This is a genomic window from Zymomonas mobilis subsp. pomaceae ATCC 29192, from assembly GCF_000218875.1.
Classification (GTDB): Bacteria; Pseudomonadota; Alphaproteobacteria; order Sphingomonadales; family Sphingomonadaceae; genus Zymomonas; species Zymomonas pomaceae.
Map to the genome: position 1 here is coordinate 350,316 of NC_015709.1, position 23,675 is coordinate 373,990.

A 23,675-nucleotide genomic window follows, 5' to 3' on the forward strand; every position below is an offset into this window, starting at 1 on the left:
ACCGGATAAAACTTATACCAGTTAGCAGCCTTTCTATAAAGATATGCACCCAATATCTATAGAAGGCTTTTGTATTCATAAAGATCAGACCAAGATTTGAGAAAAAGCCCAAGGTAATAAACCCTAAAGCCGATGTCCTCGTAATACTCACTAGTCGTCCTATAAAAATTGATCAGCCTTCCAATATTAACCTAACAACAGATAGCCCGCTCTGCCGAACAGAGCGGGATCAAGACAGCATAGTTTCTAGTGGTTGGCTTTGTTTTTGGGAGCGGGTGCTAACCAAATGACCGTAGAAGCCGCAACGAAAATAAAAGAGCTAATATAGAAAATATAGGTGGTTGATAAGGCATAGGATTGCGCTTCAACAAGCTGATCAATAGCGGCGCGCGCTTTTTGTGCATTTATGCCACCCATCTGCAAAATAGGGACTAATGAAGCGGGAGCCTGAAGAATATTCGCTAATTCATTATGCATGGCTCTCGCATGATCTTCCCAAAGCGTGGTTGACCACGATGTACCGATAGCACCGGCCAAAGTTCGAAGAAAGTTCATTAAACCAGCCGCTGAAGTTGTTTCTTCCGGTTCTACCGAGGCCAAAGCTAATGTGGTCAAGGGAACGAAAAAGAAAGGCATCCCGATACCCTGCAAAAACTGGGGAATAGCAAAAATCCAGTAACTGCTATTAGTATCCCATAAAGTTCTAAGGGCAGTACATCCGCCTAGCCATAGAATACCCCCACTTACTAAAATACGGGGGTCTACAATAGAACTTAACTTAGCAACAATAGGGGAGAATAGAACCGCCAAGACACCAGACATAGCCGTTACAAAACCGGCATTGGTAGCCGTATAGCCCATAATACTTTGCAGCCATTGTGGAATAATAACCGAGGAAGCAAAGAAAACCCCAAAGCTGAAAGCCAAAGAGAGAACACTTATAGTAAACCCTCGATGTCGAAATATTCTAAGATCAACGATAGGTTCTTTTTCAGTTAATTCCCAGATAACAAAGACAACGAAACCAATCGCCGCGATGATCGCGAGGGTGACAATCATATTGCTGCCAAACCAATCATGATCGTGCCCGAGATCAAGTACAATCTGAAGACAAGCGATCCAGACGATCATGATCGAAAGGCCACCTTTATCGATATATTCTTTCAAAGTCTGTGTTTCTGTACCCCGTAAAAGAGCAAAAACACCTAGTGCACAGCTGACACCGATAGGAATATTGATGTAAAAAATCCATGGCCATGACCAGTTATCACTAAGCCACCCCCCCATAATAGGCCCGATGATCGGCGCCGTAATGGTTGTCATAGCCCAAAGCCCCATAGCTTGGGCATGCTGTTCTTTTCTGAAAACCCGAAGCAATAAAGTTTGGGTAATCGGCATCAAAGGGCCGCCACAAAAACCCTGACAACAGCGAAAGATCAGAATCGTAAGCAAGCTATGTGAAAAGCCGCAAAGGCAGGAAAAAAGCGTAAAACCTATAATAGATAAAAAGAACAATAATACCGTTCCAAATCGACGGGATAACCACCCCGTCAGAGGAACACAAATAGCTTCAGCCACAGCATAAGATGTAATAACCCACGTGCCTTGTGAGTTAGAGACAGCAAGATCACCCGCGATATGGGGAACAGATACGTTGGCGATAGTCGTATCAAGTACCACCATGAAATTAGTCATCGCCAGAATAATACCGGCAATAAGCTGGGTTCTCCCTGATAAGATGCCTACCGCTGAGGCTGGCAGGCGTTCATCGTTGGGCGGGCCAAAGGAAAAACGGGAAAAAAAAGCCGTCAGCTTATTTTTTTGAAGAGAGGTCAATGTCCGCCTCCATCGATAGACCTACCCGAAGCGGGTGAGCCCGTAACTCTTTAGGATCAAGCGCAATACGGACAGGCAAACGTTGGACAACCTTAATCCAGTTACCCGTCGCATTTTGCGCTGGAATAAGGGAAAATGCAGCGCCGGTTCCACCAGAAAAACCAACCACATGTCCATGATAAACAACATCACTGCCATAAAGATCAGAAGTCAGGGTCGCACTCTGTCCTACACGCACTTTACCGAGTTGGGTTTCTTTAAAGTTCGCATCCACATAAAGCTGATCAATCGGCACAATAGTGGCAATAGGCATACCGACATTAACCCGTTGTCCAACCTGTACTTGTCGTTGGGTAACAACACCCGACATCGGCGCTTTGATTTCAAGACGGCTCATATCGAGACGCGCCTGATCTAACGCTGCACGAGCAGCCATAACCTCAGGATTGGTTGAAACGGTGCTGTTTTTGATTAAGGCTTGGTTCGCTTCAAAATTGCCGATAGCCGTTTCTTTCGCTGCACGCGCCTGATCAACCGCGGCATGACTTTGTAGTAAAGCCGCACGGGCTTTTTCCAAGGCATTCGAAACAGCTGTCATCTCGTCTCGAGATACTGCGCCCGATTCAACCAACGCATGGCGGCGGCTGTAATCTGTTTCGGCACGATGATAGGTTGATTGGGCAGCAAGGTAATTGGCTTCAGCCTGTTCGATATTAGCCTGCTCTGCCATGATATTTTGGGATAAAGCATCGCCGCTGGCAGAAGTCTGCCCAAAACGGCGTTCTGCTACGGCTAAATTGGCTTCGGCACGGGCTAAAGCAATTTTTTGATCATCGGGGTTAAGACGGACTAAAATATCCCCTTTTTTGACCTGATCGGTATCCGATACGAATACATTTTCAATCGGGCCTGAGACCAACGCCATAACCTGTGCCGATTCAGCATTGACATAGGCATTATCTGTCGAGGCATGACGGGAGCCGACCAACCAGTACCAAATACCGTAAATGATAACAATTATCAGAAGAAGAAAAGCAAAATAGCGCAACCAGCGTTTACGTTTAGCCTTACTTTCTGTATCTGGCTTTGCATCCTCGACTGCCTTAGGAGAGGCTTCCTCCTGATGCGTCTGAGCATCAACCGTTGCATTGGCTTTATCAGGTGACGCATCCTCATTGGACGTTGCGGCATGCTGATTGTTTGGGTTATTCTCTGCCATGTTTAATCACCAAGATAAAGTTATGCTGCAGTAAAACCGCCGCCCAATGCCTGAACTAACGATACATCAAGCTGGAAGGCGCGTGCTTGAAGATCTGCGACCGCTTTTTTCAGAGACAGAATATTTTCCTCCCCCTGTAAAACCTCGATATAGGTTACAAGACCGCTTCTATATCTATCTGTTAAGACACGATAGGAAAGCTCGGCATGATTAAGGGCCTGTCGTGTTTGATCTAATTGCTGATTAAGTTGCCGCTGGCTAGTGGCAGCATCCGCTACCTGTTGTAACGCATTTGTTAATGTTTTATCATAATTTCCTACCGCTTCATCATAAGCAGCCCGCGTTTCCCGATATTGGCCTGATAACTGTCCACCCTTAAAAATAGGGAGATTCAGTGCAGCGCTTGCTGCCCCCAAGGCCATGCCATGCGTTGCCATATGTTCAAGGGCTCTGGTTTGATAACCAACAATGCCGGCAAGGCTAACATTCGGATAAAATTGTGTCTTAGCGGTTTTAATGCGATAATTGGCCGCTTCTGCTGTCAATTTAGCAGCCACAACATCGGGACGGCGTCCTAAAAGATTAATAGCGGCATTATCAGGCAGACCAATAGCCCTTAATTTTTCAGATTGGGGACGCGTAATCGCCATACCCCGATCAGGCCCCGCCCCCATCAAAGCAGCAATCTGATGACGGGTGATGTCAATGGATTCCTGATTGGCAACCAACTCTGCCCGCGCATTGGCTTGTCTTGAGCTGGCGTCCTGCATGGACGCATCATTATCCAGCCCATGACCTAATCTCTGCTCAGAAAGCTTTAATATATAGCTGCGAACTTCAAGGGTGCGCTCTAAAACAGCCCGTTCTTCAAATAAACGGGAAAGATTCGCATAGGCAGCTGCGATGCCTGTTGTCAGCATTAAAGCAGCTTCTTGCAAATCCACCTGAACGGCCTTAGCTTCCGAGGTCGCCGCCGCTAACTGGGCATGGTAGCCCCCCCAAATATCAATATTATAGTTGATCGTAAGGAAAGAAGCCCCACCATCGCCCCAGTCTTGCATATTGGGATTGCCCGTCAGTTGGCGGATTTCCTTATCCCGCATAAAATGACCGGCACCTGTACCCATGAAACCGTTTATAGAAGGCAGTAATCCGGCACCGGCTCTTTGTTTGCTGCCTGATGCGGATAAGACGCGGGCCCGCGCAATGGCCATATCAGGGGCTTTTGCAAGCGCTTCTGTCATCAAGCCATTAAGCTGGGGATCGTCATAAGATTTCCACCATCCCTCTCCCGGCCAAGGGGCGCCATTACCCGCTAACGATTGCACAGAGGCATAATCATGTGCATCTCGCATCTTTGGGGCTTTCCCCAAATGAGGAATCGAGGCACATCCCGTCAGCAATAGCGTCGCAGAGGAAAGGCTGATAATGATAGATTGCTTCAAATTCATATATTCTTCCGTACCAGACAGTACACTTTCCTCTTGTGCGAGAAGATAATTTTTGTCAAGAAAAATGTACTATAGAGTATTGAGTAGTTATGGAAATCATGGATACCTGCAAACATCATAAATACCAGGATCGTCGAGAAGCCATTCTGGAAGAAGCCACAAAATTTTTCCTCGAGAAAGGCTATGCTGAAACATCGATGTCAGCTATTGCGGCCAAAGTCGGAGGATCAAAAGGAACATTATGGTCTCATTTTCCTTCTAAAGAGGCTTTATTTGCCGCTGTAGTTGAACGATTAACCGATAATTTCCATAAAATTTATGTAAATTTACTCAACCCTCAATCAGATATTGAAGTAACCTTAAACCAATATGGTCAACTTTTACTTAAAAATATTGTAAAACCCGATAAAGTGGCTGTTCATAAATTGGCTGTTTCGGAATGTTGGCGTTTTCCTGAAGTAGGGCGTATTTTCTATGAATCAGGGCCCAAAATAGCTATTCATAATCTAGGGCTCTATTTAAAAAGTGCCATGGACAAAGGGCAAATCTGTCAAGATGATCCTGAGAAAACGGCTGGTTTCTTTCTTCATTCCCTATGTGCTGCCAGTATTCCTTCCAGACTTTATAATATTCCTCAGCCTGAACTTTTGAATAATCTTGAAAAGGATGTTAGCAAAATCGTTAGTCTCTTTTTAAAAGCCTATGCGCCCAAGAAAGAAAAATAATAAACTAGTCTCTGCGATATTCTACATATTCATTCATATGCCTTAAATATCAAAGAATTTTTAATATCAGTTTCAAGAAAGACGGACGATGCGGTTTGCTTTCACTCATGGTCAGATAGTAACACCAGAGGGTATTCTGCCTGATCATTCTGTTTTAATCGAAGAGGGTTTGATTAAAACTATTACCAAAGAACCCATTGATCCGCAGATTTCCTGTCTTGATCTTAAAAATCAACTACTTTTACCGGGTTTTATTGATATTCAGGTAAATGGTGGCGGAGGATGCCTGTTAAATGATAATCCGAGTGTAGAAACAATTGCTGTTATTGCCGCCGCCCATCGGCATTTCGGGACAACGGGTTTACTTCCTACCTTGGTCAGCGAAGATCTCAACGTTATTAAAAAAGCCTTATCCGCGACCAAAGAAGCTATTAAAACGGGTATTCAAGGGATATTAGGCCTTCATATTGAAGGGCCTTTCATTGCGATGAAACGGCGAGGTATCCATGCCCAAAGTAAAATTCGATCTATAGCTGAAGAAGATATCCATTTTTTATGCAAAGCCGCTGTAGAAAATAAAAAGCTATTTAAAATAATGCTGACGCTAGCCCCTGAGACAATGCCTCTTTCTATTATTGAAAGACTGTCTCAAGCCGGTATTTTAGTATCCATTGGTCATTCTGATAGTGATTATGAAACGGCGCAAAAAGCTATTGAAAAAGGGGCACGCGGTTTTACCCATTTATTCAATGCTATGTCCCAAAATACTGGCCGTGCGCCTTCTATGGTTGGGGCAGCTTTGGATAATGAAGGCGTTTATGCCGGAATTATTGTAGATGGTCAGCATGTTCATCCCGCCAATATTCGTATTGCCTTTAAGGCAAAAGGAGCGGATCGATTAATGTTGGTGACCGATGCTATGCCCTTAACGGGATGGGATCGGGACAGCTTTATGTTACAAGGTCAGATGATCTATCGTGACCAAGGTCGCATCACTGACGAAAACGGGGTATTGGCGGGTTCTCTTTTAGATATGTCCACAGCCTTCGCCAATATGATTAAAATGGGTCATGTCTCTATAGAAGAGGCCTCGCGTATGGCCTCTTCTACGCCAGCGCAATTTTTAAAATTAGATGACCGAGGGGTCATTGCTATAGGAAAAAGAGCCGATTTTGTTGTGCTCGATACGTATTTTAAACCACAAAGCGTTTGGATAGCCGGAAAAGCCGTTTAAAAAGCGCTAAAATGATCCATGTGCCGCGATCAGCTTTTGCCGTTCAATAGTCATTTGTGGGGCTGACTTTTTGGGCAGTGATCGGGCGGCTTTCACTTCGGCTGGCGTAAATGGTTTTATTTGCGGCATATTCTGCAAAGATAAAATGTAATTAAGAGCCCCTGAAATATCTTCATCTTTAAGATGACCCAAAGGCGTCATAACCCCTAAAAAAGGCATCCCGTCCACTACAATACGGCCTGCCATACCATTGAAGACAACCGAAAGCATATAGCGACGGCCTTCGTCAAAAGAGGCGATTTTACCGATCCGGTTGCTTAATTTTGGAGCCAAGTTAGTTGACCCCTCCCCCTTGGTTTGGTGACAGGTCGAACAATTGGTCATATAAGGCACGATACCTGGTGGGGCAGCTAGGACGCCCTCCAGAAACAGAGGCATAAGTGCTAAAATTGTCCCGAAAAACAGTTTTGAAAGCACTGTATTTCGGGTAAAATTTATCATCACTATTTCCCTCTCTAATAATTTTATAAAATCTGTAACTGTATGATCATAAATAACTATAAATCTTAAAAATTACCTTATAAACCCTGAAAGTAAGTATTCTGTTTTTAAATATAAAATTTTTATAGAGCAGGATTATGCGATGTTCCGGCTTCTCTATTTTATCGGACAGCTTGTTTTATCATTCGCTCTTTTAAGCACACTATGGGTGATGGTTTATAGTTTTGTCAGGCCACCCGTTACCTTAACCATGATAAGCAATGCTGTGGCTGGTTATGGCATTAATCAAAAATGGCGTTCTTTGGAAGATATTGACTCTAAAATGGCAGATGCGGTTATCGCCGCCGAAGACAGTAACTTTTGCAACCATCATGGTTTCGATTTTACGGCTATTGAACAGGCGGCAAAACATAATGCTAGCGGCGGACATATCCGAGGCGGTTCAACCATTAGTCAACAAACCGCTAAAAATACCTTTCTTTGGCAGAATGGCGGCTACGTTCGTAAAGCCATTGAGGCATGGTTTACTTTTTTAATAGAACATTTGTGGTCAAAGCACCGGATTATGGAAGTCTATCTTAATATAGCCGAAACCGGCATCGGTATTTATGGCGTAGAGGCGGCCTCACAGCATTATTTCCATCATGATGCCCGCCATTTATCGACTTTGGAAGCGGCAAGATTAGCGGCGGTCTTTCCTTTACCTAAAAAACGCACCGCTAATATGCCGAAAGGTTTTGTGCGCCGCTATGGCAATATCATTCAAAGCCGAATGGCAACCGTTGAAAAATCAGGGCTCAACCGCTGTCTTTTCAACACTATAAAAGCTAAACATCTCGCCATATCTGATAGCAAATAATGACAGCCAGCCCTGTTGCTATTAAGAGAAAGACTATAACGCCAAAGCCAATATGGTGGCGTTTTTCCAGTTCCGGTTCCGAAGACCACTGCAAAAAGGCGGTGACATCTTTGGCCATTTGATCCACCGTCGCCTTCGTTCCGTCTTCATAGATAACTTGATTATCTATCAAAAGAGGCATTGGCATCGCGATATGAAGGCCTTTAATATAAGGATTATAGAAATTGCCTTCTGGTGTTTTAAATTGTGGATAGCGTTGTTCTATTTCTTTCGGTTCAGTTTCATAACCGGTTAAAATAGAATAGATATGCTTGGTACCGCCTTTACGGGCTTTTACCATCAAAGATAAATCAGGTGCTGTCGTGATACCGCTAGTTCCAAGAGGATTGTAATAAGGCCCTGTTATCCGGTCGTTCATTTCCGGCTGGCGCATAAGCGCTTCTCCGGTATTATGATCGACATCTGGAATACGGTTGATCCATTCTTGCATCAACGCTTCGATCTGGGATTTATTGTAGCCTATTTCCGACAGATCCTGAAAATGAACCTGATTTAAGCTATGACAAGAGGCGCAAATCCCTTGAAAAACGGTAAATCCACGTCTTAATTGCGATTTGTCAAAATGACCCATTAAACCATCACTGGGTAAAGACAATGATTTTAACGGTTTCTGATAGTGTCTTGTTGGATCATCGACCTGTTTTAAACGGGGTTGTCCTATCCCCATCAATAAAGTGAGAACAAGCCCTAACCCCACAAGAATAGCCAATAGGCGAAGGCAGCCGATGCGGCGAAGAATAGTAAGCATATCAGGCACCCTCCCCTTTTTTAGGTGGTTGATTTAAGGGCACTGTTGTCTTGGGATAGCCTGCTTCTTCTAAGGATTTTGGAACGGGTAAAGTTTTTTCAAAGACTGGGAGAACAGGTAAAATCACAAAAAAGAAAGCAAAATAGTAAAGCGACGCGAACTGACCTAACCTTATCCATGGCTCTTCGGCAGGTTGTCTTCCACAAAAACCCAAAATTGCCATATCCAACAGAAAAAACAGGAAAAACAAACGGAATAACGGACGATAACGCCCTGATCGTACTGGGGCGTTATCAAGCCAGGGTAAGAGGAACCAGCAAAAGACAGATAATCCCATACCGATTACGCCCCACATTTTGGCAGGGACCCATAAAAAATCTACCGTAAAAGAGCGTAGAATTGCGTAAAAAGGCCAAAAATACCATTCTGGTTTAATATGGGGCGGCGTGACAAGATTGTTGGCCGGAACATAATTATCTGGATCAGAAACAATATTAGGACAAAAAAACAGTAAAGAACAGAATATCAGAAGAAACACGCCCACTGCCACGGCATCTTTGGCAATGTAATAAGGATGCATGGGAACGACATCTTCTGCTTTTGTCACTTCGATACCTGTGGGGTTACCTGAGCCCTTCCGGTGTAACGCCCAGATATGAAGCCCAACGACTCCAAGAATGACAAAGGGAAGCGTGAAATGCAGTACAAAAAAGCGGTTAACGGTGGCTGTATTCGGCGTAAACCCACCCAATACCCAAATACGGATATGCTCCCCAAAAAAAGGAACAACAGAAAACAGACCTGTGATGACTTGAGAAGCCCAATAGCTCATTTGTCCCCAAGCTAAGGTATATCCTAAAAAGGCTGTTGCCATGGATAACATGAACAAAACAACGCCAATCAACCAAATCATTTCTCGTGGGGCTTTATAAGAACCATAATAGATCCCGCGCAGCATATGGATGTAAAGCGCCGCAAAAAACAGACTGGCCCCTACCATATGCCCATAGCGGATAAGCCAACCTAGATTGACATAACGCATAATCGCTTCGATTGAATTGAAAGCCTCACTGCTGCTGGCAATGTAATGCATAGCCAAGGCCAGACCTGTGACGATCTGAAGGGTAAGCGCGATACCGGCAAGGGCACCAAAATTCCACAACCAGCTTAAATTACGGGGCACAAGATACCCGCCGCCCATAACGTCATGGAACAAACGGATAAGGGGTAAGCGATCATCAAGCCATTTCGTAAAACGGTATTTAGGCTGATATTTATGCGGAGGTATCGTCATAATAGAGAAGCTCAACCAATTGAAATGACAGAATTGCTGATAAACGCATAAGGCGGAACAACAAGATTTGTCGGTGCTGGCCCCCGTCTGATCCGACCGGCAGTATCAAATGCAGAACCATGACAGGGGCAAAAATAGCCTCCATATTCGCCACGAGGTTCACCAACATTACCCCCCAAAGGGATGCAACCGAGATGCGTGCAAAGTGCCATCGTAACAAGCCAATTTGACTTTCCTGGCTTGGTACGTTGAGAGAGCGTCTCTGGATCGCGCAAATCTGAAAGAGACACCGCGTTGGCTTCTGTAATTTCTTGTTTTGTCAGATGCCGGATAAAAACGGGCTGACCACGCCAGACAACTTTCAATGTCTGTCCTGGCTGGACAGCCGTAATATCTACTTCCGTTTTAGCCTGTGCCACAATATCTTTAGAAGGGTTCATCTGAGCAATTAAAGGTACAGCCGCACCACAAATCCCAACCCCCGTTACGCCACAAGCGGCAATATTCAAAAAATCTCGACGGCGTATGGGATGCATATCCTTTGACAAGCCATCTTGAGAAGACGACATAGATTTCCCCTTCCTTGCCCCTGGTTATTGCTGTCTTTAGATGACCCTCGAGCAGAAAAGCAACTTTTCTGAGCCATTTATGATGTAGGATTGAGATAGAGATGAAAATTATTAATATTCTTAATAAACTTTTTCACCATAACTTTCCAACTATTATTATAATCCAATGATGAGAATAGCATTATATCAACCGGATATTGCCGGTAATGTCGGAACTATTCTTAGAACTGCGGCCTGTTTCGGGGTGGGTGTCGATATTATCGAACCCTGCGGTTTTGCTTTTTCCGATCGTGCCTTAAAACGCGCCGGTATGGACTATGCCCAAATGGCACCCCCTATTAGGCATGATGATTGGCACGCCTTTTTACAGGCAAGACAAGAGCGGTTAGTGTTACTGACAACCTCGGGCGATATTAGCCTTCCTGAGATGGATTTTCAAAAAGAGGATATTTTATTGTTTGGATCAGAATCGGCGGGTGCGCCTGACTTTGTGCATCAGGCTGCCGCCCGACAGGTCAGGATTCCGCTTCTTTCTCAATTCCGATCTTTGAATATTGCCGTTTCAGCGGGGATCGCACTTGCCGAAGCGCTGCGCCAAACTAAAGGTTTTGTTCATGAAGTTAGATGAGCAACAACAATCCGTCTGTCATTGGTTCCAAAATTTGAGAGATAGGATTTGTTCACGTTTTGAGGCCATAGAACAAGAAGCCGGAAGCGATGCCTGTTTTACATTCGTTCCATGGCAGCGACAATCTGAAGAAATAGAAGAAGATGGCGGTGGTGGTGTTCGTAGCCTGATGAATGGACGGGTTTTTGAAAAGGTAGGCGTCAATATTTCTACCGTTCGGGGCTGTTTTTCAGCTGATTTTGCACGAAAAATTCCCGGGACAGAACGGAATCCTCATTTTTTTGCAACGGGTATAAGCTTGGTCGCGCATATGGCGAATCCCCATGTGCCGAATATTCATATGAATTGTCGTTTTCTAAGAACCTCAAAAAGCTGGTTTGGTGGTGGTATCGACCTCAACCCTTCTACCCCTTATGAACAAGATACTTCCGATTTTCATCATCATCTAAAAGAGATGTGCAATCGGCATAATCCTGACTATTATCCCCGTTTTAGCCAATGGGCAGAAGAATATTTTGACATTCCCCATCGCCATATAAAACGGGGTGTTGGGGGTATCTTTTATGACTATTTGGACAAAGATTTTGAATCGGACTTTGCTTTTACGCGCGACGTTGGAGAAGCTTTTTTAGATATTTTTCCTAAATTAGTCGCAAGAAGACAGGATATTTTACCTAATCAAGAAGATTTTAAGCGATTAAATATATATCGAGGCCGTTATGCTGAATTTAATCTGCTCTATGATCGAGGGACTATCTTTGGTCTGAAAACAGGTGGAAATATCGAGGCTATTCTTATGAGCCTGCCGCCACAAGCCGTTTGGAAATAGAGGATAGGCTATGGCTTTCTTCCCCTTAAAAAAAGGACAACTCGCTTCTTTAGTAACCGCTTTAGAAATGGTAAAACAACCCGACGGTGCCCTTTCTTCTTTAAGATCGATCCCTGAAAAAAATCTTTCTTTAAGCCGTTGGATAAGACCAAGCGTTGAAGCATATAAAGAAATTTTCCAGAAAATTGGTAGCCCATGGTTATGGTTTTCTCGGCTGGAATTAGAAGAACACGCTTTACTAGCGCTTATTCACCATCCAAAAATTGAAATTTACCGTGTGTTCAATGCTGAAAAGACCGAAACTATTGGGATATCCGAGTTAGATTTTCGCGAAAAAGGTCAATGTGAAATTACCTTTTTTGGCCTTTCACCGGATTATATCGGTCAGGGGATAGGAAATCAGTTAATGGGTATGACATTAGAAAAAGCGTGGCAGCCTGGTATCCGCCGCATCTGGCTCCATAGCTGTAGTTTTGATCATCCTTCCGCTTTATCTTTTTACCAACGCCATGGTTTTAAACCCTTTCAACGGATGATAGAGATTCATTCTGATCCGCGTATAACAGGCCTTTTACCAAAAGAGGCCGCTCCTCATATTCCTGTTATCCTTTAAAGATTACAGCAAAAAAGCAGCAGCCTCTTCTAATTCAAATTAAGGAATAGTATTTTAAGCAGCGCCTGAACTGGCCTCTTTATCTTTTTTAGCGAAAACACGAAGCGGCTCTTTGCGGCCTTCTGCTACATCCTTATCTACAATAATCTCTGACACATTCTCTAAAGAAGGTAGCTCGAACATTGTATCCAGCAAAATACCTTCTAAAATAGAACGGAGACCGCGTGCCCCTGTTTTACGTTCAATACCTTTACGGGCAATAGCCACCAAGGCATCTTCGGTAAATTCAAGCTTGGCATCTTCTAGCTCGAAAAGCTTCTGATATTGTTTTACCAAGGCATTCCGAGGTTCAGTGAGGATGCGCACCAAGGCGGCCTCATCAAGATCTTCCAGCGTTGCAAGAACAGGTAAACGACCTACAAATTCTGGAATAAGCCCGAATTTCAACAGATCTTCCGGTTCACATTCCTGTAAAATCTTTCCAGTGCGCCGTTCATCGGGGCTGGCGACATGGGCACCAAAACCGATTGATTTGCCTTCCAGACGATCAGCAATAATTCGATCTAAGCCGGCAAAAGCGCCCCCACAGATAAACAGAATATTGGTCGTATCGACCTGTAAAAATTCCTGTTGAGGATGCTTGCGTCCTCCCTGAGGCGGAACCGATGCGGTAGTCCCTTCCATTAATTTCAGTAAGGCTTGCTGAACCCCTTCACCGGAAACATCCCGTGTGATAGAAGGATTATCTGATTTTCGGGTAATCTTATCGATTTCATCGATATAAACAATACCGCGCTGTGCCCGTTCTACGTTATAATCACTTGCCTGTAATAATTTCAGGATGATATTTTCAACGTCTTCCCCGACGTAACCAGCTTCGGTCAAAGTCGTGGCATCAGCCATGGTGAAAGGTACGTCAAAAGTCCGTGCCAACGTTTCAGCCAGCAAAGTTTTACCGCAACCCGTAGGACCAATCAGCAGAATATTGGATTTAGCGAGTTCAACATCGGCATCTTTTCCGCCATGATTTAATCGCTTATAATGGTTATGTACCGCAACAGAAAGCACCCGCTTGGCTTTATTCTGTCCGATAACATACTGATCCAAAATCGTACAGATTTCCTGTGGCGTTGGCACACTGCCATCGCTTTTATGCAAAGCGCCTCTGGTTTCCTCGCGAATGATGTCATTACATAATTCGACACATTCATCGCAGATAAACACTGTCGGCCCGGCGATAAGCTTACGGACTTCGTGCTGCGATTTGCCGCAGAAAGAACAGTAAAGCGTGCTTTTGGAATCGCTGCCGCTCAGTTTGGTCATAACATCATCCTTGGCGGCTCTTTAGCCGCTTTCATCCATTCCAAGACCATTTTAGCGCCTGTTTTCCCTTTGCCGCAATCCGAAAAACGGAAAAATTGCAGCAAAGGTTCAAAAGAGCGGTATAAAAAGATTGAGTTAGGTTAGAATCACTTATCTTTTTCTTCAGAAGCGGCTGGACGCTTGTCAAAGACCTTGTCGATTAAACCAAAGGCCTGTGCTTCATCGGCTTCAAGAAATTTATCGCGATCCATAGCCTTTTCGATCTCTTCGATAGGCTGGTTGGTATATTTCGAATAAAGCGAATTCAAACGGTGGCGCATGCGTAAAATTTCACGAGCCTGAATTTCAATATCCGCAGCCATACCTTGCGCACCGCCTGATGGCTGATGAATCATAATGCGGCTGTTAGTCGTTGCAATGCGCATTCCGGGTTCACCGGCCGCCAGCAGGAAGCTACCCATAGAGGCAGCCTGACCAATACAAAGCGTTCCGACTTTTGGACGGATATATTGCATTGTATCGTGGATAGCGAGACCCGCTGTCACTACACCACCCGGTGAATTAATATAAAGATAAATATCTTTCTTTGGATTTTCAGCTTCCAAAAATAAAAGCTGAGCGCAAATCACAGAAGCCATATGGTCTTCGACCTGACCTGTTACGAAAATAATGCGTTCGCGTAACAGACGGGAATAAATATCAAAGCTACGTTCGCCACGGTTTGATTGTTCGACAACCATAGGCACCAAAGCATTAAAAATATCAGCGTGATCATGGCTCATGGAAAAACAGAGTCCTTAACAGTTGGCGAAAATTATAGATTGTCGCTATTGCTTATTTATTCAAGCCCCAAAGATTGCTCATTTCTCATTCAAAAAATCTCATGAGGACTTGGTTGTGTAAGATAAGCTAATCTCAAGGCCTCTCGTCGTCCATAAACGACCGTATCCAAAATAAGGCCACAGGCAAAAGAAAGGCTGGAAAGAATAACAAGGCCCGTTGAAAGAACGGCGGTTGGAAGACGCGGAACCAAGCCTGTATAACAATAGGTAATCATCAACGGAACCGCAAGGGCTATACCGGCTATAGCCAATAATAACCCTATGCTGCTAAAAAAGAGCATCGGCCGCTTAAGCCTGAATAAAGAAAAAATAGTTAAAAGAATAAGCCAGCCATCACGATAGGTTGATAATTTCGAAAAAGAACCCTCTGGTCTTTCACTATAGCGTGTATCCACTTCAGCGACTGGCATCTGAAGTTCTAAAGCATGGACGCTTATTTCAGTCTCGATTTCAAATCCGGTGCTTAATAACGGAAAACTTTTAATAAAGCGTCTTGAAAAAACCCGATAACCAGACAGAATGTCGGTAAAACTATGACCAAATAACCAAGCAAGGATAAAATTAAGAATTCTGTTTCCTAATTTATGCCCCAGGCGATAGGCTTGGTCGGAAACTGATTGACGGATGCCTACTACCATATCCAGCCCTTCATCACAAAGCATCGTGACCATTTTGGGCGCCGCATCGGCATCATAGGTGGCATCCCCATCGGCTAAAATATAGACATCGGCATCAATATCCGCAAACATCCGTCTAACGACATGCCCCTTCCCTTGCAGCCGTTCCGAACGAACAATAGCCTTATTCTCTTGGGCAACAGCAACGGTATTATCGCTACTATTATTGTCATAGACATAAATTGAAGCATCTGGGAGTGCATGACGAAAAGCTGCCACCGTTTTACCGATGGCAGCTTCTTCATTATGGCAGGGCAACAATACAGCTACTTTGTAAGGCGTTTTCTTTAAGCTGGGTTGCACCTTGTCTTAAGCCTTTGATTATTTAGCCGCAGAATCTGAGGTTTTTTCTTCAGATTCTTTAGCTTCTTTTTCTTTCTTCTTGGAAGAAGCCTTTTTCGCCTTTGGTTTAGCTTTGGCATGATCGTGATCGTGATCGTGATCATGGTCATGATTATGCGCTTTGCCGATGCTATCGTCATCAGCTTCAATAGCGGCTTCTAACTCTTCCCGCGTAACAGCGCGATCGGTGATTTCTGCTTTTTCGAAAAGAAGATCTACGACTTTATCTTCATAAAGCGGTGCACGAAGCTGAGCTGCAGCCATAGGTTCTTGACGCAGATATTCCATGAAACGCTGACGGTCAGCCGGATTATAACGCTGTGCCGCCTGAGAAATAAGCATATTCATTTCAGAAGACGTTACTTCTACGTTATTTTTTGTACCAATATCAGAAAGCGCTAAGCCTAAACGGACGCGACGTTCTGCAATAGCCCGATAGTCAGGGCGTTCCTTTTCCATTTCAGCCAAGGCAGCTTCTGAATCTTCTTCATGGCTGGCGGCATGTTCTAACTGCTGCCAAATCTGATTGAATTCAGCTTCGACCATCTGGGATGGAACTTCAAAATTGTAACTATCGGCTAATTGATCGAGCAGTTTCCGCTTCATATGGGTGCGGGTCAGGCCGTTCAATTCCTGTTCGATCTGGCCTTTCATTAAATCGCGAAGCTGATCTAAACTTTCAAGACCTAAGGATTTAGCAAACTCATCATCTACTTTTGCTTCGTGAGGAATGCGAACATCGCTAGCCGTTACGTCAAATTCTGCGGCCTTACCTTTAAGATAAGGCACACTGTAATCTTCTGGGAAAGAAACTTTAAGAACGCGACTATCACCTTGTTTGATGCCGACAAGCTGGTCTTCAAAGCCAGGGATAAACTGACCTGCCCCAATTTCGACGCTCATATCCGAGCCGGTGCCGCCGTCAAAAGCTTCGCCATCGACTTTACCAACAAAGTCGATAACGACCAGATCACCTTTTTCAGCCGCATGGCCTTCTGGCGCATCATCAAAGCTTTTTTGCTGGGTAGCAAATTCTTGGATTTTCTCGTCGATGATAGCCGTTGAAGCCTCAACCGTAAGCCGTTCTAGCTTCAGGGCATCCAAAGAAATTTCAGGGATTTCAGGCAAAATTTCAAATTTTACCTTTAATTCTGCATCTTTACCCAGCTCATAGCCTTCTGCCAGTTCAATTTCTGGTTGCATGGCGGGTTTTACACCCTTTTCGCTCAAAAGCTGCTGAACGCCTTCTTGCAGGGCACCGTTAAGCGCATCCTGAGCAATAGAAGCACCATACATTTTTTGAACCAGTTTCGCTGGCACCTTACCCGGACGGAAGCCTGGCATATTTACGCGTGGGGCTGCATCCGCCACTTCTTTATCGATTCGCTTACGAATCTCATCTGCCGTAATGGTCAGCGTATAGTTCCGCTTTAGGCCTTCATTTAACGTTTCGACAGTTTGCATTTCGTAACGAACCTTTATTTCTGAATTCTGCTAAAAGCCAAAAAATATTTGTGTCGAACTGACTCGACACAAATGTTGCTGTTTCCAGGATAAGATTCCTGAATAGAAAATGATGGTGCGGGCGAAGGGACTTGAACCCCCACATCTTGCGATACTGGAACCTAAATCCAGCGCGTCTACCATTTCCGCCACGCCCGCAAAGTTAAAATCTTTTGGCGAGGTCTATAACAATACTTTCCCTAAGAGCAAGCCCGACGTTGCTTTCTCTTAAAATATTCCTACCGATATAGCTTCAAGATTGATTAAAAGTAGCAGTTTCAAAAAAAAAATGCCATGAAAGCCGGTCATGAGCAAGCTAATCACTATAAAAAATAATTCGTTGGCGCTCGATATTTCGACATTAGGTGCCGAATTGCAGCGTATTGAGGATGCCAAGGGCCAGCAATGGCTATGGGATGGAAATCCTGCCATCTGGAGTGGACATGCCCCATTTTTGTTCCCGATTGTTGGGACTTTAGTCAATAATCAATATCATTTAGGCGATAAAAGCTATGACCTTCCGCGTCATGGTTTCGCACGCCGTAAGGAATTTGATGTCATTATCTTGGAAACAGACCATGTTTGTTTTCAACTGAAAGACGATTCACAGACTCGTGCCGTTTATCCCTTCCCTTTCACGCTTGAAATTGATTATCGTCTTAAAGAGGCCAGCCTGATTATTGATGTTAAAGTAACCAATACGGGCGATTCTTCCATGCCTGCCAGTTTTGGTTTCCACCCTGCCTTACGTTGGCCGCTTCCCACCGGGGCAGATCGAAAAAACCATGTGGTTCTTTTTGAAAAAGCAGAAACGGGCAGCATTGCAGGTGTTGATGCAGAGGGCTTATTTACCGGCCCGAGGGAGAATCCTGTGCATGACCGAACCGTTATTTTAAAGGATGATCTTTTTAAAGAAGATGCCTTGATTTTTGATAAAGTCGCCAGTCGAGCAGTTTGGATGGGTGCACCCGGTTATAAAGGGGCTGTGGTACGATTCCCTTTGATGCCCTCTCTTGCTTTATGGATGAAACCCGGCGCAAATTATCTCTGTATTGAGCCATGGCAAGGACATTCAGATCCGGTCGATTTCCAAGGTGATATTTTTCAAAAACCGGGAATTGTGACTATTGAACCGGCTAAAGAGCGTCATTTTGGTATAGAAATAGAAATTAATGCTGATGAATCGGCGTTAGAAAAGTAAATTAGTTTTTACGCATTTTTGTAATCTAGATGGGATCAGGCCATAGGTTATTTTTAACTTATGGCCTCATTCTTTTCTATTTTAAGAAGATATTTGGTTGGGGCGGCAGGATTCGAACCTGCGCATGACGGGATCAAAACCCGTTGCCTTACCGCTTGGCTACGCCCCATCAGATAAATCAAGGATAAAATTTCTTTTGTTAAGAAGCGCTGTCTTATAGCGTTCAAAATTTATTTGAAAAGCCTTGATTATTAAAAAAATCGTTAGAAAGAATTTTTATTCTCTAAGAGAGAAAATAGATTTTCTCGTAATTCTATTTAAGATGATCTAACTTCCAATAAAATTAATTTTTTGTTTTAAAAATCTCTAATTTTTGGGAGTTTTTGTGTGACGCAGCTTATTTCTTATGATCAACGTTTGATAAAAGCGAATGAAACACAGAAAAAAGGCAGCGTCACGGCTTTATCTTCTCGGTGGTATCCCGGCTATCATTTGGCGCCTCTTACAGGGTGGATGAATGATCCTAATGGTGTAATTTTTTTTAAAGGGGAATATCATGTCTTTTATCAATATTATCCCTTCGCACCTGTCTGGGGCCCTATGCATTGGGGACATGCTAAAAGTTCTGACCTTATCCATTGGGAAACCTTGCCCATCGCCTTAGCGCCTGGTGATGCGTATGATAAGGATGGATGTTTTTCAGGCTGTGCTATCGATGATAACGGGACATTAACCCTAATTTATACAGGGCACATTATAACCAACAAGCCTCATGAACCAGAAACTATTCGTCAAGTGCAATGTATCGCTACAAGCCAAGATGGCATCCACTTTGAAAAACACGGTATTGTACTTTCGGAGCCACCCGAAAAGGTTATCTGTCATTTTCGTGATCCCCGTGTGTGGCAAGAAAAGGATCACTGGTTTCTAATCATTGGTTATCGTACTGATGATGATCATCACCAAGGGACAGGGCATGTTGCTCTTTATAGTAGTAAAAACTTAAGGGATTGGAGCTTTTCAGGCACGCTTCTGTCTGATGATTCAAGATTACCGGCGGGTATGCGTTCTTATATGTGGGAATGTCCTGATTTCTTTCCATTAAATGGCCATCATATTTTGATGTTCTCACCACAAGGTTTAGAACCGCAAGGCTATCAAAACCGTAATTTATATCAAAACGGCTATATTGTTGGATCATGGGTAGAAAATCAATTTAAGCCCCAAACTTTTTTTACCGAACTAGACTATGGTCATGATTTTTATGCCGCACAACGCTTTGAAGACGGAAAAGATCGGCAAATTTTGATCGCATGGTTTGATATGTGGGAAAGTAATAAACCAAGCCAAAGGGATGGTTGGGCCGGTAGTATGACTTTACCACGAGAATTACAGCTTGTTGATAACCACATTCTTATGACTCCCGTAAAAGAGATCGAAAATTTAAGAATATCTGAAAAAACGCATGCAATAACCACGCTTAACAATGAAAAACATCATTTTCGGCTTAATTCTCCCTTACAAGAAATCGAACTTATTATTGACCTTAGAAAAAGCAATGCCGCTCAAGCCGGATTAGCGCTTAGAACCAATAATCAGGGGCAGGAAACTGTAATTTATATTGATCAAAGTCAAAAGCGTATCGTTCTAGACCGGAATCGTTCCGGTCAGAATCTCCAAGGAATACGAAGCTGCCCGCTACCAGAGACGAATAAACTGACGCTTCGCATTTTTTTAGACCGCTCTTCGGTGGAAATTTTTGTAGGTGATGATACTTATTCTGGTCGATACACAATAAGCAGCCGGATATTCCCCGAAAAAGACAGTATGGGAGCCTCTCTTTTTGCTATCGAAGGCAAAATGATAATCGATTCTTTTAAAAGTTGGGTTTTACAAGACGCTAATGCTCTATATTATCACCCATAAAGAGATCACTTGAGTGAAGTTATTTCAGATTTTGGGTTTGCTTGCGGGGTGGACCCTCTTTTTATTTCTCAAGAGAGCTAATTTAAAAACCACAAAAAAAATTGAAGAAAATGGTTGGGGCGGCAGGATTCGAACCTGCGCATGACGGGATCAAAACCCGTTGCCTTACCGCTTGGCTACGCCCCAATATCTACTGAACAGCAGAACGGTTTTCCTTATAACAATAGAAATCAGCTTGAAAAGCCTTGATTTTTAAAAATTTTCTTTCCAGCCTAAAAAATGTCCCTTCAAGGGCAAAGGACCCTTTATTATGGCTATCCTCATTACAGGTGTTGCAGGTTTTATTGGTAGCTATACCGCGAAAGCCCTTTTGGAAAAGGGAAAAAAGGTTATCGGCATTGATAACCTCAATAATTATTATGATCCTGCCTTAAAAAAAGCACGACTTTTACAGCTGGATAAAATTACCTCTGGCTCCTTTCAATTTTACAAAGCTGATTTTTCAGAAGCACAACGACTAAATGAAATCTTGAAAGAGCATGATTTTGACCAGATCATTCATTTCGGCGCACAAGCTGGCGTCCGCTATTCTCTTATTAATCCAAAAGCCTATGGTGAATCCAATTTAATGGGGCATCTCAATATATTGGAATTAGCGCGACATCGAGCTATTGCCCATATGGTTTATGCTTCATCCTCTTCTGTTTATGGCAACCGTTCTTTGTTACCGTTTAAAGTAGAAAGCCAGCCAGACTATCCAGTTTCTCTTTATGCTGCAACGAAGCGGGCTGGCGAGATGATGAGCGAAAGCTATGCCTATCTTTATCGAATGCCCCTTACCGGATTACGATTTTTTACGGTTTATGGGCCATGGGGACGACCTGATATGGCCATGTGGATTTTCACTCAGAGTATTTTAAATCACCAGCCCATTATGCTTTTCAATCACGGTGATATGCAGCGTGATTTTACTTATATTGATGATATTGTTTCAGGTGTTTTAGGTGTTTTAGCGCATCCACCGGTTGATGATGGCAAAGAAAAAGCCGGCGGCAGTATCAATCCCCATTCTCTCTATAATATTGGGAATAATCGTCCTGAAAAGCTCCAAGATATGGTCAAATTGCTTGAACAAGCCTGTCAACGTAAGGCAATTAAAGAATTAAGACCCATGCAGGCGGGTGATGTCTATGCTACTTATGCAGATATTACAGCGATCAAGCAGGATATTGGTTTTGAACCACAAACCTCTCTTAAAGACGGTATTCCGCGTTTTGTTGAATGGTTCTGTCATTACCATGATAGGATATAGTAGAATATTTTACCGATAAAAAATTTATAAAAATCCTTAAAAAAGATGAATCGTAAGAAGTTATCCTTTAATAATGAAAGAAAAAATAGCTTCCCTTAATTTTTTGCTCAATTTTTTTTAATTAAATATTTTTATATTATTAAGAAGGCCCTTTATCGATGAAGGATTCTTTTTCATCACCAGCCGATTCCCTTTTATTCCTGCGTGAAGCGGAAATAAGACGGGGTATTGAACTACTTTATTTTGGTTATAGTTCTGCTTTTAGGGCTATCGACAATTTATTAGAAGAAAATACGTTAGGCCAAGCCCATTATCGTGCGCTTTATTTTATGGCTAGAAAACCTGATCTTTCCGTAAGTGAACTATTACGCTTACTGAATATAACTAAACAATCCTTGGGACGGGTTATTCACGAATTATCAGAACGCCATTTAGTGACAGTCCGACAGGGTGAGCAGGATCGGCGATGTCGCTTATTGAAATTAACCCAAGCCGGTATCGCGTTAGAAGCTAATCTATTTAGCAAAATTCAGAAAAAAATGGCGAAAGCCTATGCCGAATCTGGCCCAAATGCAGTGACAGGATTTTGGAACGTCTTGGAAAATCTATTATCGGTTGAGATCAGAGATGCTGTCCTTGCGCTTCGCACCTATGATTGAAATATAAGGAAATAGAAAATGCGGCGTGGTTTTCGGGGTGAACTTCTTTCATTAAATGATGATCCTTCTTTTGTCGGATCAAAAGCGATTAATCATCAAGAAGATGGTATTATTGTTATTGAAAAAGGCATTATTATTGCACGCGGCTCTACAGAAAAAATAACCTCAGACTTTCCTGACCTTCCGGTAACCCATTTTCCCAATCATCTGATAATGCCCGGTTTTATTGACAGCCATATCCATTATTCTCAGGTCGATTGTATCGCTTCTGGCGGTGAAACTTTACTGGGATGGCTTGAAAAAAAAGTTTTTCCTATTGAAGCGCAATTTCAAGACAAAAGCTATGCGCTTACAACGGCAGAATTTTTTTTAAACGAATGTTTGCGTAACGGGACAACGACAGCTTTGGTTTTTGCTGGATCACAACCCCAGTCGGTAGAAGCACTCTATGAAAGCGCTTTTAAAGCGGACATGCGGATTATTGTCGGCAAAGTATTAATGGATTTAGGTCCCGAAAATCTTGCAGATACCACCGAAGGCGGATTATTAGACAGTAAAACTTTAATTCAGCACTGGCAGGGCCATGGGCGTTTAAATTATGCTGTAACACCCCGCTTCGCCTTAACCTCTTCCTCGGAACAATTGGCCGGAGCAGGCCAAATATTAAATGAATATCCCGATATAATTATGCAGACCCATTTGGCGGAAACTAAAGCCGAATGTGCGGCCGTCAAAGAACGTTTTCCAAAAGCCCGTGATTATTTAGAAGTTTATGAACATTTCGGTCTTGTAACCGACAGAAGTGTTTTTGCCCATTGCCTTTACCTGACAGATTCAGCTTTTGAACGCTTGTCTAACGCCGGTGCAGGCATTGCTTTTTGCCCTACTTCTAATTTATTTTTAGGCTCGGGTTTATTTAACTTTATGGAAGCCCAACGGCACTCGGTTAAAATAGGCCTTGGCAGCGATATAGGCGCAGGGACAAGTTTTTCGTTATTAGCCACCATGGGCGAAGCCTATAAGGTATGTCGTTTGCAAGGTTATAACCTTGACCCTTTTCATGCGCTTTATCTGGCGACATTAGGAGGGGCCCGTTTATTAAGGCTCGATCGTTATATCGGCGCCTTAACGGTGGGACAGGAAGCTGATTTCATCGTGATTGATCCCGCAGCAACCCCCTTATTAGCAAGGCGAACGGCTGATGCGTCATTAGCAGAAAAGCTTTTTGCCTTACAAATAATGGGGGATGATAGGGTCATTGCGGCCAGCTATATAAAAGGTAAGCCATTATGGGAAAAACCGGCTATGCGCCCATCCTGATTCC

22 protein-coding genes and 3 tRNA genes are annotated in these 23,675 nt (G+C 43.4%); 11 read left to right on the forward strand and 14 right to left on the reverse strand.

From position 1 onward, the window contains the following. Positions 1-246 precede the first annotated feature (246 nt). The 3 genes from ZYMOP_RS01585 to ZYMOP_RS01595 are packed head-to-tail and all read right to left on the reverse strand — an operon-like array spanning position 247 to position 4,506. Positions 247-1,836, reverse strand: a complete 1,590-nt coding sequence (locus tag ZYMOP_RS01585; RefSeq protein ID WP_013933610.1) for a DHA2 family efflux MFS transporter permease subunit — start codon at positions 1,834-1,836, stop codon at positions 247-249. Next, positions 1,814-3,055, reverse strand: coding sequence for an HlyD family secretion protein (locus ZYMOP_RS01590; protein WP_013933611.1), 1,242 nt, complete (start codon positions 3,053-3,055; stop codon positions 1,814-1,816). The genes ZYMOP_RS01585 and ZYMOP_RS01590 overlap by 23 nt, the downstream gene beginning before the upstream one ends. A 20-nt stretch (positions 3,056-3,075) precedes the next feature. Continuing rightward, complete coding sequence (locus tag ZYMOP_RS01595) at positions 3,076-4,506, reverse strand: efflux transporter outer membrane subunit (RefSeq protein WP_013933612.1); 1,431 nt, start codon at positions 4,504-4,506, stop codon at positions 3,076-3,078. 89 nt (positions 4,507-4,595) lie between these two features. Between ZYMOP_RS01595 and ZYMOP_RS01600 the strand changes: the two genes are divergently transcribed. Beyond that, on the forward strand, positions 4,596-5,231 hold the full coding sequence (locus ZYMOP_RS01600; protein WP_013933613.1) for a TetR/AcrR family transcriptional regulator: 636 nt from the start codon (positions 4,596-4,598) through the stop codon (positions 5,229-5,231). Positions 5,232-5,319: 88 nt separating this feature from the next. Beyond that, a complete protein-coding gene (gene nagA, locus ZYMOP_RS01605) occupies positions 5,320-6,465 on the forward strand; it encodes an N-acetylglucosamine-6-phosphate deacetylase (RefSeq protein WP_013933614.1) in 1,146 nt (381 codons plus the stop codon). 6 nt (positions 6,466-6,471) lie between these two features. On the opposite strand, the gene ZYMOP_RS01610 is transcribed toward nagA, so the two are convergent. Next, a complete protein-coding gene (locus ZYMOP_RS01610; protein WP_013933615.1) occupies positions 6,472-6,966 on the reverse strand; it encodes a c-type cytochrome in 495 nt (164 codons plus the stop codon). Between the two features lie 142 nt (positions 6,967-7,108). Between ZYMOP_RS01610 and mtgA the strand changes: the two genes are divergently transcribed. Beyond that, positions 7,109-7,825 carry a monofunctional biosynthetic peptidoglycan transglycosylase gene (gene mtgA, locus ZYMOP_RS01615; RefSeq protein ID WP_013933616.1) on the forward strand — a complete coding sequence of 239 codons (717 nt, stop codon included), beginning with the start codon at positions 7,109-7,111 and terminating at the stop codon, positions 7,823-7,825. Here mtgA and ZYMOP_RS01620 read toward each other — a convergent pair. Genes ZYMOP_RS01620 through petA form a run of 3 tightly spaced genes read right to left on the reverse strand, consistent with a single transcriptional unit; the run spans position 7,794 to position 10,496 of the window. After that, on the reverse strand, positions 7,794-8,633 hold the full coding sequence (locus ZYMOP_RS01620) for a cytochrome c1 (protein WP_013933617.1): 840 nt from the start codon (positions 8,631-8,633) through the stop codon (positions 7,794-7,796). The two genes, mtgA and ZYMOP_RS01620, sit on opposite strands and share 32 nt — an antisense overlap. A 1-nt stretch (position 8,634) precedes the next feature. After that, positions 8,635-9,927, reverse strand: coding sequence for a cytochrome b (locus tag ZYMOP_RS01625; RefSeq protein ID WP_013933618.1), 1,293 nt, complete (start codon positions 9,925-9,927; stop codon positions 8,635-8,637). Between the two features lie 11 nt (positions 9,928-9,938). After that, on the reverse strand, positions 9,939-10,496 hold the full coding sequence (gene petA, locus ZYMOP_RS01630) for a ubiquinol-cytochrome c reductase iron-sulfur subunit (protein WP_013933619.1): 558 nt from the start codon (positions 10,494-10,496) through the stop codon (positions 9,939-9,941). 169 nt (positions 10,497-10,665) lie between these two features. Between petA and ZYMOP_RS01635 the strand changes: the two genes are divergently transcribed. Genes ZYMOP_RS01635 through ZYMOP_RS01645 form a run of 3 tightly spaced genes read left to right on the forward strand, consistent with a single transcriptional unit; the run spans position 10,666 to position 12,566 of the window. Continuing rightward, complete coding sequence (locus ZYMOP_RS01635) at positions 10,666-11,124, forward strand: tRNA (cytidine(34)-2'-O)-methyltransferase (RefSeq protein ID WP_041581621.1); 459 nt, start codon at positions 10,666-10,668, stop codon at positions 11,122-11,124. Then, positions 11,111-11,953: an oxygen-dependent coproporphyrinogen oxidase gene (hemF, locus tag ZYMOP_RS01640; RefSeq protein ID WP_013933621.1), complete on the forward strand. Its 843-nt coding sequence runs from the start codon at positions 11,111-11,113 to the stop codon at positions 11,951-11,953. The genes ZYMOP_RS01635 and hemF overlap by 14 nt, the downstream gene beginning before the upstream one ends. 10 nt (positions 11,954-11,963) lie before the next feature. Beyond that, complete coding sequence (locus tag ZYMOP_RS01645) at positions 11,964-12,566, forward strand: GNAT family N-acetyltransferase (protein WP_013933622.1); 603 nt, start codon at positions 11,964-11,966, stop codon at positions 12,564-12,566. 54 nt (positions 12,567-12,620) lie between these two features. Here the strand turns inward: ZYMOP_RS01645 and clpX are convergent, their stop codons facing one another. From clpX to ZYMOP_RS01670, 5 genes are all read right to left on the reverse strand, one after another. Further along, positions 12,621-13,889 (reverse strand): ATP-dependent Clp protease ATP-binding subunit ClpX, encoded by a 1,269-nt coding sequence (gene clpX / locus ZYMOP_RS01650; protein ID WP_013933623.1) that lies wholly within the window; start codon positions 13,887-13,889, stop codon positions 12,621-12,623. Between the two features lie 146 nt (positions 13,890-14,035). Next, entirely contained in the window at positions 14,036-14,671 is a 636-nt protein-coding gene (clpP, locus tag ZYMOP_RS01655; RefSeq protein ID WP_013933624.1) for an ATP-dependent Clp endopeptidase proteolytic subunit ClpP, read from the reverse strand. 89 nt (positions 14,672-14,760) lie between these two features. Continuing rightward, positions 14,761-15,711, reverse strand: coding sequence for a glycosyltransferase family 2 protein (locus tag ZYMOP_RS01660; protein WP_013933625.1), 951 nt, complete (start codon positions 15,709-15,711; stop codon positions 14,761-14,763). 18 nt (positions 15,712-15,729) lie between these two features. After that, on the reverse strand, positions 15,730-17,214 hold the full coding sequence (gene tig, locus ZYMOP_RS01665; RefSeq protein WP_013933626.1) for a trigger factor: 1,485 nt from the start codon (positions 17,212-17,214) through the stop codon (positions 15,730-15,732). A gap of 113 nt (positions 17,215-17,327) precedes the next feature. Next, positions 17,328-17,412, reverse strand: a tRNA-Leu gene (locus ZYMOP_RS01670). A gap of 148 nt (positions 17,413-17,560) precedes the next feature. On the opposite strand from ZYMOP_RS01670, the gene ZYMOP_RS01675 reads away from it, so the two are divergent. Further along, positions 17,561-18,454, forward strand: coding sequence for an aldose 1-epimerase family protein (locus ZYMOP_RS01675; RefSeq protein ID WP_013933627.1), 894 nt, complete (start codon positions 17,561-17,563; stop codon positions 18,452-18,454). A gap of 94 nt (positions 18,455-18,548) precedes the next feature. On the opposite strand, the gene ZYMOP_RS01680 is transcribed toward ZYMOP_RS01675, so the two are convergent. Further along, a tRNA-Gln gene (locus ZYMOP_RS01680) sits at positions 18,549-18,623 on the reverse strand. Between the two features lie 218 nt (positions 18,624-18,841). Between ZYMOP_RS01680 and ZYMOP_RS01685 the strand changes: the two genes are divergently transcribed. Then, entirely contained in the window at positions 18,842-20,380 is a 1,539-nt protein-coding gene (locus ZYMOP_RS01685) for a glycoside hydrolase family 32 protein (RefSeq protein WP_013933628.1), read from the forward strand. Between the two features lie 111 nt (positions 20,381-20,491). Here the strand turns inward: ZYMOP_RS01685 and ZYMOP_RS01690 are convergent. Then, positions 20,492-20,566: transfer RNA gene (locus ZYMOP_RS01690), tRNA-Gln, on the reverse strand. A gap of 124 nt (positions 20,567-20,690) precedes the next feature. Here ZYMOP_RS01690 and ZYMOP_RS01695 point away from each other — a divergent pair. From ZYMOP_RS01695 to guaD, 3 genes are all read left to right on the forward strand, one after another. Beyond that, positions 20,691-21,692 carry a GDP-mannose 4,6-dehydratase gene (locus tag ZYMOP_RS01695; RefSeq protein ID WP_013933629.1) on the forward strand — a complete coding sequence of 334 codons (1,002 nt, stop codon included), beginning with the start codon at positions 20,691-20,693 and terminating at the stop codon, positions 21,690-21,692. A gap of 158 nt (positions 21,693-21,850) precedes the next feature. Next, positions 21,851-22,351: a MarR family winged helix-turn-helix transcriptional regulator gene (locus ZYMOP_RS01700; RefSeq protein ID WP_013933630.1), complete on the forward strand. Its 501-nt coding sequence runs from the start codon at positions 21,851-21,853 to the stop codon at positions 22,349-22,351. An 18-nt stretch (positions 22,352-22,369) separates the two neighbouring features. Beyond that, on the forward strand, positions 22,370-23,671 hold the full coding sequence (guaD, locus tag ZYMOP_RS01705; protein ID WP_013933631.1) for a guanine deaminase: 1,302 nt from the start codon (positions 22,370-22,372) through the stop codon (positions 23,669-23,671). Positions 23,672-23,675: the final 4 nt, after the last annotated feature.